This window comes from Streptomyces sp. NPDC107498, assembly GCF_055582805.1.
Window position 1 is genome coordinate 156,920 of the sequence record NZ_JBVJPE010000009.1, and the last position, 13,067, is coordinate 169,986.

9 protein-coding genes are annotated in these 13,067 nt (G+C 75.4%); all 9 read left to right on the forward strand.

Annotation, left to right across the window (positions count from 1 at the left end):
- Window positions 1–15: 15 nt before the first annotated feature.
- The 9 genes from ACZ66Z_RS18220 (at window position 16) to ACZ66Z_RS18260 (ending at window position 12,982) form a co-directional block, all read left to right on the forward strand.
- The gene (locus ACZ66Z_RS18220; protein ID WP_469935046.1) at window positions 16–1,002 is read left to right on the forward strand and encodes an NADPH:quinone reductase; all 987 of its coding nucleotides are present in this window, start codon (window positions 16–18) and stop codon (window positions 1,000–1,002) included.
- Between the two features lie 121 nt (window positions 1,003–1,123).
- Window positions 1,124–1,663, forward strand: coding sequence for an SRPBCC family protein (locus ACZ66Z_RS18225; RefSeq protein ID WP_469935048.1), 540 nt, complete (start codon window positions 1,124–1,126; stop codon window positions 1,661–1,663).
- A gap of 89 nt (window positions 1,664–1,752) precedes the next feature.
- A complete protein-coding gene (locus ACZ66Z_RS18230; protein ID WP_469935050.1) occupies window positions 1,753–3,324 on the forward strand; it encodes a class I adenylate-forming enzyme family protein in 1,572 nt (523 codons plus the stop codon).
- A gap of 54 nt (window positions 3,325–3,378) precedes the next feature.
- Entirely contained in the window at window positions 3,379–5,358 is a 1,980-nt protein-coding gene (locus ACZ66Z_RS18235) for an FAD/NAD(P)-binding protein (protein WP_469935052.1), read from the forward strand.
- Window positions 5,355–6,782, forward strand: a complete 1,428-nt coding sequence (locus tag ACZ66Z_RS18240) for a nitrosuccinate lyase (RefSeq protein ID WP_469935054.1) — start codon at window positions 5,355–5,357, stop codon at window positions 6,780–6,782. The genes ACZ66Z_RS18235 and ACZ66Z_RS18240 overlap by 4 nt, the downstream gene beginning before the upstream one ends.
- A gap of 60 nt (window positions 6,783–6,842) precedes the next feature.
- Complete coding sequence (locus ACZ66Z_RS18245) at window positions 6,843–8,225, forward strand: nitrate/nitrite transporter (protein ID WP_469935056.1); 1,383 nt, start codon at window positions 6,843–6,845, stop codon at window positions 8,223–8,225.
- Window positions 8,215–10,368 carry a molybdopterin oxidoreductase family protein gene (locus tag ACZ66Z_RS18250; RefSeq protein WP_469935058.1) on the forward strand — a complete coding sequence of 718 codons (2,154 nt, stop codon included), beginning with the start codon at window positions 8,215–8,217 and terminating at the stop codon, window positions 10,366–10,368. Before ACZ66Z_RS18245 ends, ACZ66Z_RS18250 begins: the two co-directional genes overlap by 11 nt.
- Window positions 10,365–11,768 (forward strand): FAD-dependent oxidoreductase, encoded by a 1,404-nt coding sequence (locus ACZ66Z_RS18255; protein WP_469935060.1) that lies wholly within the window; start codon window positions 10,365–10,367, stop codon window positions 11,766–11,768. Before ACZ66Z_RS18250 ends, ACZ66Z_RS18255 begins: the two co-directional genes overlap by 4 nt.
- Window positions 11,765–12,982 (forward strand): FAD-dependent oxidoreductase, encoded by a 1,218-nt coding sequence (locus ACZ66Z_RS18260; RefSeq protein WP_469935062.1) that lies wholly within the window; start codon window positions 11,765–11,767, stop codon window positions 12,980–12,982. Before ACZ66Z_RS18255 ends, ACZ66Z_RS18260 begins: the two co-directional genes overlap by 4 nt.
- Window positions 12,983–13,067: the final 85 nt, after the last annotated feature.

The following is a 13,067-nucleotide window of genomic DNA, read 5'->3' on the forward strand; positions in this document are numbered from 1 at the left end:
GCCAGAATCGGCCCCATGCATGCCGCCTTCATCGAAGAGCTCGGTTCACCGGACCTCGTCCGGGTCGGTGAACTGCCCCCTCCCTCGCACGGTCCCGGCGACGTGCTCGTCGACGTCGAGGTGACCGCCGTCAACCACGTGGACACCTTCGTGCGTTCGGGAGCCTGGCGGACGCCGGTGTCGTTCCCCTTCGTCATCGGACGGGACCTCGTCGGCACGGTCGTCGAGGCCGGGCCCGGCGCTCCGGGCTTCCGGCCGGGCGACCGGGTGTGGTGCAGCAGCCTGGGGCACGCCGGCCGCCAGGGCGCCGCCGCCGAGCGGGTCGCGGTGCCGGCCGACCGGCTGTACCGGCTGCCCGGCGGTGTCGACGCGGTGGACGCCGTCGCGCTCTCGCATCCCGCGTCCACCGCCTATCTCGCCCTCTTCACCCACGGCGGGCTCCGCGCCGGGGAGACCGTCCTCGTCCTCGGTGCCGCGGGCAACGTCGGCAGCGCCGCCGTCGTCATGGCCGCCCACGCCGGCGCCCGGGTGATCGCCGTCGCCTCCGCCGCGGACGCCGACCACTGCCGTGGGCTCGGCGCCCGGCACGTGATCGACTACCGGGACCCCGATGTGCCCAAGCTGATCCGCGACGTCGCCCCCGGCGGGGTCGACCTGCACATCGACACCTCCGCCCGCAACGACCTGGAGACCGCGGTCGAGCTCCTCGCCCCGCGCGGCCGGGTGGTGATCCTGGCCGGGCTGCGCACCCGCCCCGTGCTCCCCGCGGGGGCGCTCTACCTCCAGGACCGTTCGGTGCGCGGCTTCGCCATCTCGCACGCCAGGCCCGACGAACTCGCCGAGGCCGCCGCCCACATCGGCCGGCTCCTCGCCGACGGCCTGCTGCGCCCCCGGGCCACCGAGGTGCTGCCGCTCGCCGCCGCCGCCGAGGCGCACCGCAGGCTCGAAGCGGGCGAGGTGCGCGGAAAGCTCGTGCTGCGGGTTGCCGAACCCGCGGTGTGAGGGGTGTTCTCTCGTATTCCTCGTTTTCGCCGCATTGGATTTTCCGAGGAATTCCGAAAACCTGACGGATAACCGTGATCATGGTTGACCCGTACACGACCGAATCGGGAGTATCTGAATCATGACGAAAACCATCATTGAAAAGTCCCCGCTCTTCGAACTGCGTGCCGAGAAGTGGATTTCCGCGACCCCCGAGCAGGTCTACGCGGTCATCAGCGACCTCCCGCGGAGCGCCGAGTGGAGCCCCGAGTGCCGGGGCGGCGAGTGGATCGAGGGCGCGCCGTCCGCGGTCGGGTCGATCTTCCGCGGTGAGAACCTGCGCGCCGAGGACGTGGTCGGCTGGGCCCCGCTGATCCGCGGCACCTGGTACACCGAGGCCCGGGTCACGCGGGCCGAGCCGGGCGTGACCTTCCAGTGGATGATGCTCACCCACGCCCGCGACGACCAGGAGAGCGTCTGGGGCTTCGACATCGCGGCCGACGGCGACGGCAGCGTCCTCACCCACCACTTCCGGATGGGGAAGGCGACCGCCGGAATCCACAAGATCGTCGCCGGTCTGAGTGAGCCGGAGCGCGAGAAGTTCATCACCGAATGGACCGCCAAGCTCGTCCAGGACCTCGACGACACGCTCGACCGGATCAAGGTCGTCATCGAGAAGTAGAAAAGGGCTCGACCCCCTTCCGGTGCACCGGCCGTATCGGAAAGCTCGGCAGCACGAGAAACCGTAGTCATGGACGAGAGAGCGGGCACATGTTTCTGCAGCGCATAGGAAACAAGGGCATTCGCCTGGGAACCCTGTTCGACCGGGCGGCCGTCCGGCACCCGGCGAACTTCGTGATCCTCGATCACGATCTCGACATCGTGCCCGAGCTGGGCCGTCGCGCGACGCTGACGGAACTGGCGGGAGTGATCGACGACTTCGCCTCCCGGCTGTGGTCGGTCCAGGTACGGCCGGGCGACCACGTCGTCGTGCACAAGAGCGACGGCTTCGACATCTCGCTGCTGGCCTGCGCCGTCGCGCGGATCGGGGCCATCCCCGTGCTGCTGTCGCCGATGCTGGACGGCGAGACGGTCGCGGTCCTGCTGCGCCGGGTCGGCCGGCCCTTCCTGATCACCGATCAGGTCAAGCTGGAGACCTCGCTGCCGGCCGAGGTCCTCGACATCTCCCGGAAGGTGCTGCTCGCCTCCGGGGAGTACGACGGGACCACCCCGTTCGCCGAACTGGCCGGGGCCCCGCGGGTGCCGGCGGTCACCATGCCCCCCGACCACCCCACGCTCATCACCCACACCTCCGGCACCACCGGCACCCCCAAGCTGGCCGTCCACACCGGCCGCAGCTTCCAGGCCCGCTACCGGCCGCAGGCCGCCGTGGTGGCGAGCGCGGTGCGCCGCAGCGAGCCGGTCGCGGTGCACGTCTCGTTCGTGCACTCCCGGATGTTCACGGCCATGCCCATCTCGATCCTCCAGGGCCACCCCCTGATCGTGCTGCGCGACGACGACCCGGAGACCGTCGGCGACCTGTTCACCCAGGTGCCCCCCGGCTTCATCGAGGCCCACCCCAACACCTTCCTGCGCTGGGAGGTGCTGGCGGACGACCCGCGCGGACCGCTGGCCAACGTCAAGTACTTCTCCAGCACCTTCGACGCCATCCACCCGCGCACCGTCAACCGGCTGCTCCGGGGGACCCGCCGCAAGGGCCGCCGCTTCGCCCAGGCGTACGGGCAGAGCGAGGTCGGCCCGATCGCCGCCCGCACGTACTCCCTGAAGGACGGCGCCGACTTCAACGGGCGCTGCGTGGGCGTGCCGTTCCCCGGCATGACCGGTGTGCGGGTCGTCAGCCGCGACGGCAACCCGCCGTCCAAGGAGAACCCCGGCTTCATCGAGGTCCGCAGCGACGGCCGGATCGTCACCTACCTGGGGGAGCACGACCGCTGGGAGAAGCAGGTCAACGACGGCTGGTGGCGCATGGGCGACGTCGGCTACCGCACCAAGTACGGCTGCCTCCACCTCCTCGACCGCGAGGTCGACGAGATCCCCGGCGTCCAGAGCACCCTGGAGATCGAGGACAAGCTCTTCACCCGGGTCCCGGAGCTCGTGGAGGTCATCATCATCCCGGGCGCGGACGGCACCCCCGTCCCCGTGATCTGCACCCGTGACAACAAGCCGCTGGACCAGGTCGCCTGGCAGTCGGCCGTGGCCGGACTGCCCCCGATGGGGGAGCCCGTGCAGTGGCGCCAGGAGGACCTGCCGCAGACCGCCACCACCAAGATCAAGCGGCTGGAACTGGCCCGGCTGCTCACCACCCGCGGCCCCGGCGCGTAACCCCGTTCCCCGATCCCCGATCCCCGATCCCCCGAGACGAGGAGAACCTCCGGCATGAACAGCCGCCGACGTGAGATCGCGGTCATCGGCGCCGGCCCCCGGGGCCTTTCGGTCCTGGAACGGATCGTCGCCAACGAACGCGTGTCCCCTTCCCGGGCCGAGCTCGTGCTGCACGTCGTCGACCCGTCCGCGCCCGGCGCGGGCACGGTCTGGCGCACCGAGCAGTCCCGGCACCTGCTGATGAACACCGTCGCCTCGCAGATCACCGTCTTCACCGACGACAGCGTGCGCATCGAGGGCCCCGTCGAGACCGGCCCCAGCCTCTACGAGTGGGCCCGGGGACTCGCCCTGCTCGGCGACTCCGAGCGGTACGGGCCCGAGACGACCGCCGAGGCCCGCCGGCTCGGCCCCGACTCGTACCCCACCCGGGCCTTCTACGGGCACTACCTCAACGACTGCTTCGAGCGCGTCGTCAACGGAGCGCCCGACCACGTGACCGTGCGGCTGCACCGCTCCCGCGCCGTCGCCATGGCCGACACCCACGGGGTGCCCGGCGGCCCGCAGGGCGTCCGCCTGGAGAACGGCGTCCGCCTCGACCACCTCGACGCCGTCGTCATGGCCCAGGGACACGTGCCCGCCCGGCTCACCCCCCGCGAGGCCCGCACCGCGAGCCTGGCCCGCATCCACCACCTGACCTACATCACCCCGGCCAACCCCGCCGACCTCGACCTGAGCGGCGTCGCACCCGGCCGGAACGTGCTGCTGCGCGGCCTGGGCCTGAACTTCTTCGACCACATGGCCCTGCTCACGGCCGGCCGGGGCGGCACCTTCACCCGCACCGGCGACCGCCTCACGTACCACCCCTCCGGGCAGGAGCCCCGCCTGTACGCCTTCTCCCGCCGCGGCGTGCCCTACCAGGCGCGCGGCGAGAACGAGAAGGGCGCGACCGGCCGCTACTTCCCCCGGCTGCTGACCGTCGAGCGGATCGCCTCCCTGCGCCGCCGCGCCGAGGACGGCGAGCGCGTCAACTTCAGCACCGACCTGTGGCCGCTGATCGCCCGCGAGGTGGAGAGCGTCTACTACGGGACGCTGCTCACCGCGCGCGGCGACGACGCCGACCGGGCGGAGTTCACCGACGCCTACCTGGCCCTCGACCCGGACGAGGACCCGTCGGCGCTGCTCACGCGCTACGGCATCGCCGAGGCCGACCGCTGGGACTGGGAACGCGTCTCCCGCCCGTACGGCGACCGGAAGTTCACCGACCGGGACGCCTACCGGGCCTGGCTCCTCGACCACCTCGCCCGGGACGTGGCGGCGGCCCGGCAGGGCAATGTCAGCGGCCCCCTCAAGGCCGCCCTCGACGTCCTGCGCGACCTGCGCAACGAGATCCGGCTCGCGGTCGACCACGGCGGCCTGGAGGGCAACTCGCACCGCGACGACCTCGAAGGCTGGTACACCCCGCTCAACGCCTTCCTGTCCATCGGCCCGCCGGTCTCCCGCATCGAGGAGATGACGGCGCTGATCGAGGCCGGCGTCCTCACCGTGCTCGGGCCGCGGGTGCGGGTCCTGATCGACACCGACGCCCAGGAGTTCGTCGCCGACTCGGAGGCCGTGCCGGGCGAACCGGTGCGCGCCACCGTCCTGATCGAGGCCCGGCTGCCCGAACCCGACCTGCGCCGCACCGAGGACCCGCTGCTGCGCCACCTGCTCGACACCGACCAGGTCACCCCGTTCCGGATCGACGGCAGCTGCGGCACCCACTACGAGACGGGCGGCCTCGCGGTCACCGAGCGGCCCTACCGGCTGCTCGACAGCCGCGGACGCGCCCACCCGCGCCGCTTCGCCTACGGCGTGCCCACCGAGGCCGTCCACTGGGTGACCGCGGCGGGCATCCGGCCCGGCGTGGACTCGGTCACCCTCGGCGACTCCGACGCCATCGCGCGCACCGTGCTGGCCCTGCCGCCCGTCGCCGACGTGCCCGCGGCCGTACGCCCGGTGGAGGCCGGCATGCCGCTCGCCGGGGTGGTCGTGTGACACCGGCGGCCGACGCAGAAGGCCCGGACGCCGACCGCGCCCCCGCCGACACCGGCCTGCTGTCGCCGGTCCGCGCCGGCACCCCGGTGGAGGCGGCGACCGGCGACACGGCCTGGCTCCAGGCCATGCTCGACGCCGAGGCCGCCCTCGCCCGCGCCCAGGCCCGCCTGGGCACGGTGCCCGGCTGGGCCGCCGACGCCATCACCCGGGCCGCCCGCGCCGAACGCCTCGACGCGCGGCGGATCGCCCTCGACGCCCGGGAGAACGCCAACCCGGTCGTCGCCCTCGTCAGGGACCTCACCCGGGTGGTCGCCGAGGACGACCCCAAGGCCGCCGAGTACGTGCACCGCGGCTCCACCAGCCAGGACGTCTTCGACACCGGCGCCATGCTGGTCGCCCACCGGGCCCTCACCCTCGTACGGGCCGACCTGGCGGCCACCGCCGACGCCCTCGCCCGCCTCGCGGCCCGGCACCGGGACACCCCCGTCGCCGGCCGCACCCTGGCCCTGCACGCCGTGCCCACCACCTTCGGCCTCAAGGCCGCCGGGTGGCTGGGCCTGGTGCGGGACGCCGAGGCACGCCTCGCCCGGGTCCACGAGCGCGGACTGCCCGTCGCCCTCGGCGGCGCCGCCGGGACCCTGGCCGGGTACGTCACCTACGCGCGGCTCGACGGACCGGACCCCGGCGCGGACGCCGGCGAACTCACCGACCGGCTCGTCACCGCGTACGCGGAGGAGACCGGGCTCGCCCGGCCCGACCTGCCCTGGCACGCCCTGCGCACCCCGCTCGCCGACCTCGCGGCCGCCCTCGCCTTCACCGCGGGAGCCCTCGGCAAGTTCGCCGTGGACGTCCAGGGCATGGCCCGCACCGAGGTCGCCGAGGTGCGCGAACCCGGCGGCGCCGGGCGCGGCAGGTCCTCCGCGATGCCCCACAAGCGCAACCCCGTCCTGTCCACCCTGGTGCGCAGCGCCGCGCTCCAGGTCCCCGCGCTGGCCACGGTGCTGACCCAGGGTCTGGTCACCGAGGACGAGCGCTCGGCCGGCGCCTGGCACGCCGAGTGGCTGCCGCTGCGCGAATGCCTCCGCCTGGTCGGCGGCGCCGCGCACACGGCCGCGGAGCTGGCCCGGGACATCGAGGTCAGCCCCGAGCGGATGCGCGGCAACCTCGGCCTCACCGGCGGACTCGTCGTCTCCGAACGGATCGCGGCGGTCCTGGCGCCGGCCCTCGGCAAGGCCGCCGCCAAACAGCTCATGGACGACGCCGCCGGCACCGCCGTGCGCACCGGCCGGACGCTGGCCGAGGTCCTCGCCGACGCCCCGGAGCTGTCCGGACGGCTGACCCCGGCGGAACTGGCCGACCTGTGCGACCCGGCCCACTACACCGGAGCCGCCCCCCAGCTCGTGGACCGGGCGCTGCGCCGCTGACCGCGGGTGTGCCGGCCGGCCCGCCCGGCACACCCCATCCCCACAGGAGACCGATCACGCATGAGCACCCGACAGTCCGTTCCCGGCCGGTGGATCGAGGGCTGGGACCCGGAGAACGAGGAGTTCTGGGAAAACAGCGGCAAGCGGATCGCCCGCCGCAACCTGCTGATGTCCGTCCTGTCCGAGCACATCGGCTTCTCCGTGTGGAGCCTGTGGTCGGTGCTGGTCCTGTTCATGTCCCCGGAGATCGGCCTGGGCTTCGCCCCCGCCGAGAAGTTCCTGCTGGTCGTGACCCCCACCCTGGTCGGCGCCGTGCTCCGGTTGCCGTACAGCTACGCCGTGACCCGCTTCGGCGGCCGCAACTGGACGGTCTTCGCCTCGGCCGTGCTGCTCGTGCCGGCCGTCCTCGCCCTCGTCTTCGTGCAGCGCCCCGGCACCCCGCTCTGGGTGTTCCTGCTCATCGGCGCCACGGGCGGGGCCGGCGGCGCGAACTTCGCCTCGTCGATGACCAACATCACCATCTTCTACCCGCAGCGGCACCAGGGCTGGGCCCTCGGCCTGAACGCCGGCGGCGGCAACCTCGGGGTCGCCGTCGTCCAGCTCCTCGGCCTGCTCGTCATCGCCACCGCGGGCGACGCCCACCCCGCCTACGTGGTCGCCGTCTACCTGCCCCTCATCGCGGTCGTCACCCTGCTGGCCGCGCTCACCATGGACAACGTCGACGCCGTGCGCGCCGCGCCGGGAGCGCTCCGCGAGGCCGCCGCGTCCCGGCACACCTGGTGGATCTCGCTGCTCTACATCGGCACCTTCGGCTCGTTCATCGGCTACGGCTTCGCCTTCGGACTCGTCCTCCAGAGCCAGTTCGGCTCCACCCCCCTGGAGGCGGCCTCCCTCACCTTCATCGGACCGCTCCTCGGCTCCGTGGCCCGGCCCCTCGGCGGCAAGGCCGCCGACCGGTGGGGCGGTCCCCGGGTCACCCTGTGGGCCTTCGTCGGCCTCGGCGCGGGCACCCTCGGCCTGCTGGCCGCCTCCCGGGCCGGCTCCTTCGGCCTGTTCGTCGCCGGCTTCACCGTCCTGTTCGTGCTCAGCGGCGCGGGCAACGGCTCGACGTACAAGATGATCCCGGACGTCTTCGCCCGGGACGCCGAGGCCGCCATCACGGAAGGCGCCGCCGCCCGCCCCGCCTTCGCCCGCGCCCGGCGCCTGTCCGGCGCCGTCATCGGCATCGCCGGGGCGATCGGCGCGCTCGGCGGCGTCGCCATCAACCTGGTGTTCCGCGCCTCGTACCAGGGCCCCGCGGGCAGCGGCGAGGCCGCCTTCCTCAGTTTCCTCGGCTTCTACGCCCTGTGCGTGCTCGTGCTCCTGAAGGTGTACGTGCACCCGCGCCGTCCCGAGCGCTCCGCCCCCCGTCCGGCCCGGCCCCGCCCCACCCGTGTCCACTGACCGCGCGCCGGGCGGCGCCGTCACCGCCGAGACCCACTGCGCCTACTGCGCCCTCCAGTGCGGCACCCTGCTGCACCGCGTCGGCCCCCGGGTCGAGGTCGAGCCGTCCCCCGACTTCCCGGTCAACCAGGGGGGACTGTGCCAGAAGGGCTGGACCGCCCCCACCCTGCTCTCCGTGCCCGACCGGCTGCGCACCCCCCTGGTGCGCGGGACCGGCGGCACGCTCGCCCCGGCCTCCTGGGACACCGCCCTCGACCTGGTCGCCGGCCGGCTCGCCCGGCTGCGGCGGGCACACGGGCCGGACTCCGTCGCGGTGTTCGGCGGCGGCGGGCTCACCAACGAGAAGGCGTACGCGCTGGGCAAGTTCGCCCGGGTCGCGCTCGGCACCAGCCAGATCGACTACAACGGACGCTTCTGCATGGCGTCGGCCGCCGCCGCGGGCAACGCGGCCTTCGGACTCGACCGGGGGCTGCCGTTCCCCGTCACCGACCTCGGCGACGCCGACGTGGTCCTGCTGGCCGGCGCCAACCCCGCGGAGACCATGCCCCCGCTGATGCGGCACCTGACCCGCCCCCGGCTCGTCGTCATCGACCCGCGCCGCACCCGCACCGCCGAACAGGCCGCCCTGCACCTCCAGCCCGCCCCCGGTACGGACCTCGCGCTCGCCCTCGGCCTGCTCCACCTCGTCGTGACCGAGGGCCACCTCGACAAGGAGTACCTCGACGCCCGCACCCGCGGCTTCGACGCCGCCTGGCGGCACGCCGTCGCCTGGTGGCCCGAGCGGGTGGAACAGGTCACCGGCGTGCCCGCCGCCGACCAGCGCGAGGCCGTGCGCATCCTCGCCGGAGCACGCAACGCCTACGTCCTCACCGGCCGCGGCGCCGAGCAGCACAGCAAGGGCACCGACACCGCCGCCGCCTTCGTCAACCTCGCCCTCGCCCTCGGCCTGCCCGGCAGGGCCGGCAGCGGCTACGGCTGCCTCACCGGCCAGGGCAACGGCCAGGGCGGCCGCGAGCACGGCCAGAAGGCCGACCAGCTGCCCGGCTACCGGTCGATCACCGACCCGGCCGCCCGGGCGCACGTCGCCGGGGTGTGGGGAGTGCCGCCCGACGCGCTGCCGGGACCCGGCCGCAGCGCGTACGAACTCCTCGACGCGCTCGGCACCCCCGGCGGCCCCCGCGCCCTGCTCGTCTTCGGCTCCAACCCCGTCGTGTCCGCCCCGCACGCCGCCCACGTGGCCCGCCGGCTCGCCGCCCTCGACCTGCTGGTCGTCGCCGACCTGGTGCCCTCCGAGACCACCGAACTCGCCGACGTCGTCCTGCCGGTGGCCCAGTGGGCCGAGGAGGACGGCACCACGACCAGCCTCGAGGGCCGCGTCCTGCGCCGCCGGCCCGTGACCGCGCCGCCCGCCTCCGTCCGCACCGACCTGGAGGTGCTGCACGGCCTCGCGATCCGCCTCGGCCAGCCCGCGGACCGCTTCCCCACCGACCCCCGCACCGTCTTCGACGAACTGCGGCGCGCCTCCCGGGGCGGCCGCGCCGACTACTCCGGCATCAGCTACGCGCGCCTCGACGCGGGGGAGGCGCTGCACTGGCCCTGCCCCGAGGAGGCGCCGGCCGGCGAGGGCGCGGCGCCCACCGGGGCGCCCGGCGCGCACCCGGGGACGCCCCGGCTGTTCCTCGACCGCTTCGCGCACCCCGACGGCCGGGCGCGGTTCGCCGCCGTCGACCACCGTGACGCCGCCGAGACGCCCGACGCCTCCTACCCCCTCCACGCCACCACCGGCCGGGTCCTCGCCCACTACCAGTCCGGCGCCCAGACCCGCCGGGTGCCCGAGCTCGTCACCGCCGCGCCCGAGGCGCACGTGGAGGTCCACCCCGACACCGCCGCCCGCCACGGCCTGCGCGAGAACGGCCTGGCCCGGATCTCCTCGGCGCGCGGCAGCGTCGTCGCCCGCGTGCGGCTGGTGCGCACCCTGCGCACCGACACCGTCTTCCTGCCGTTCCACTTCCCGGGCGCCGGGCGGGCCAACCTGCTGACCGGCACCGCCCTCGACCCGACCAGCCGGATGCCCGAGTTCAAGGTCAGCGCCGTGCGCGTCGAGCCCTGGCCGGAGGACGGACCCACCGGGGGCGCGCCGTGACCGGAGTCCTCGTCGTCGGCAACGGCCCCGCCGCGCACCGCCTGGTCCAGCGGCTCCACCACCACGGCCACCCCGGGCCCGTCACCGTCCTGGGGGCCGAGCCACGGCCCGCGTACAACCGGGCCCTGCTCACCGCCGTCCTCGACGGCACGCTGACCCCGGAGGGCCTGGAGCTGCCCGAACTCCCGGCCGGGACCCGGATCCGCACCGGGACCCGGGCGACCTCGATCGACCGCCGCCGCCGTCTCGTACGGACCGAGGACGGCGCCGCCCACCCGTACGACGTCCTCGTGCTCGCCACCGGCTCCCGGCCCGTCGTCCCCCGACTCGACCGGGGCGGCGGCCGGTTCGCGCCCGACGTGCGGCACCCGCACGCCCTCGGCGACGCCCGCCCGCCCGGCCGGGAACCCGTCGTGGTGGCCGGCGGCGGACTGCGCGGCGTCGAGACCGGCCACGCCCTGGCCCGCGCCGGACACGACGTCACCCTCGTCCACCCCGGCCCGCACCCGCTGCACCGGCTGCTCGACGCCCGCGTCGGCACCCTGCTGGCCGCGGCGCTCCGGGACGCCGGGCTCGTCCTGGAGACGGGGCGGCGGGTCGTCGGCACGGAGTCCGGCAAGGTGCTCCTCGACGACGGGAGCCCGCTGGCCGCCGGCACCCTGCTGCTGTGCACCGGCAGCCGGCCGGACACCGCGCTCGCCCGCGCGGCCGGGCTGACCGCCCGGCGCGGGGTCGTCGTCGACGACCTGCTGCGGACCTCCGCCCCCCACGTGTACGCCCTCGGCGACTGCGCCGAGCCCCCCGGACCCGGCGCCCACGGCACCCTGGCGTCCGCCTGGGACCAGGCGGACGCCCTGGCCCGCACCCTCACCGGCACGACGGGCGCCCCGGGCCCCGCGCGCCGCACCGTCCGCCCCCGGCTCACCGGCATCGACCTCGCCGTCGTCGGCCCGCCGGACGGCGCGGACGGCGCGGACGGCGCCGGGTCCGCCGGTGACGAGCGGGTGGAGCTCTCCGACCCCGCGCGCGGGCGCTACGGGCGCCTCCTGCTCCGCGACGGCCGGATCCGGGCCGCCGTCCTGCTCGGTCTGCCCGGGGCCGCCTCCGCCGTCGGCCTGCTGTACGCCGAGGACCGTCCCGCCCCCGCCGACCGGCTCGCCCTCCTGCTCGGGTCCACCGAGGAGTACGCGGGCGACGCGGAGCTCCCGGACACCGCCGTGGTCTGCCAGTGCAACAACGTCACCCGGGGAACCCTCCTGCGGGCCTGGCGGGACGGCGCGCGGGACCTGCCCGCGCTCGCCGCCGCCACCCGCGCCACCACCGGCTGCGGCAGCTGCGCCGCCCTCGTGCGGGGGATCTGCGGGAAGGCCGCCGAAGCGTCCCGGGAGGCCGCGCCATGACCCGTTCCCTCGTCGTCGTCGGCCACGGCATGGCCGGGCACCGGCTCGTCGAGGAGGTCCGGGCCGGCGACCGCACGGGCCGGTGGCGGATCACCGTCGTGGCGGAGGAGCCGCGCCCCGCCTACGACCGGGTCGCCCTCTCCTCGTACCTCGAAGGACGGACCGCCGCCGAACTCGCCCTCGCCGCGCCGGGACTGGTCGACGACCCCCGGACCGACCTGCGGCTGGACACCCGCGTCACCGCCGTCGACCGGGCCGCCCGCACGGTGACCTGCTCCGACGGCACGGTCCTCCGCTACGACGCGCTCGTCCTGGCGACCGGGTCGAGCCCCTTCGTGCCGCCCGTGCCCGGCCGCGAGCTGCCCGGCTGCTTCACGTACCGCACGATCGACGACCTCGACGCGCTCCGCGCCGCCGCGCGGCCCGGCGAGGCGGGCGTCGTGATCGGCGGCGGCCTGCTCGGTCTGGAGGCCGCGCGGGCGCTGCTGCTGCTCGGAATGCGGCCGCACGTCGTCGAGCTGGCCCCGCACCTGATGCCCCTCCAGCTCGACGAGGGCGGCGGCCGGGTCCTCGCCCGGCTGGTGGGCGGGCTCGGGGTGGGCGTCCACTGCGGCCGGGTCGTCGCCTCGGTCGACGCGGGCCACGACGGGCGCGCGGCCGGTGTGACGCTCTCCGACGGCACCGTCCTGCCGGCCCGCGCCGTGGTGTTCTCCGCCGGGGTCCGCCCCCGCGACGAACTGGCCGGGCCCGCCGGGCTCGCGCGCGGCGAGCGCGGCGGCTTCCACGTCGACGAGCACTGCCGCACCGCCGACGCGCGGGTCTGGGCCGTGGGGGAGTGCGCCGCCGTGCTGGGCCGCTGCCACGGCCTCGCAGCCCCGGGCCTGCGGATGGCCGAGGCCGTCGCCCGCCAGCTGCTCGGCGCCCCGCACGAGCCGTTCCCCGGGGCCGACCTGTCGGCCAGGCTCAAGCTGCTCGGCGTGGACGTCGCGGGCTTCGGCGACGTCCACGCCCGCACCGAGGGCGCCCTGGAGTTCGTCCGCGAGGACGGGACCACCGGCAGCTACGCCAAGCTGGTCCTCGCCGCCGACGGCCGCATCCTGCTCGGCGGCGTCCTCGCCGGGGACACCCGCGGCTACGCGATGCTCCGCTCGCTCCTGGGCCGCCCGCTCACCGCCGCCCCGGAGCAGTTGCTGACGGGAGCCGTCACGGGCTGATGCGCGCCGCGGCCGCCGTGTCCCCGCGCGGCCGCCGCGTGCCTCCGGGTTCGGCCTCCGGGCAGCGAACCCGGCCGTCTACTAA

Excerpts from the sequence above, each read along its gene's own strand:
- ACZ66Z_RS18230 (WP_469935050.1), top strand. The coding sequence starts at position 1,753 with ATGTTTCTGCAGCGCATAGGAAACAAGGGCATTCGCCTGGGAACCCTG.
- ACZ66Z_RS18245 (WP_469935056.1), top strand. The coding sequence starts at position 6,843 with ATGAGCACCCGACAGTCCGTTCCCGGCCGGTGGATCGAGGGCTGGGAC.
- ACZ66Z_RS18225 (WP_469935048.1), top strand. The coding sequence starts at position 1,124 with ATGACGAAAACCATCATTGAAAAGTCCCCGCTCTTCGAACTGCGTGCC.
- ACZ66Z_RS18235 (WP_469935052.1), top strand. The coding sequence starts at position 3,379 with ATGAACAGCCGCCGACGTGAGATCGCGGTCATCGGCGCCGGCCCCCGG.
- ACZ66Z_RS18220 (WP_469935046.1), top strand. The coding sequence starts at position 16 with ATGCATGCCGCCTTCATCGAAGAGCTCGGTTCACCGGACCTCGTCCGG.
- ACZ66Z_RS18260 (WP_469935062.1), top strand. The coding sequence starts at position 11,765 with ATGACCCGTTCCCTCGTCGTCGTCGGCCACGGCATGGCCGGGCACCGG.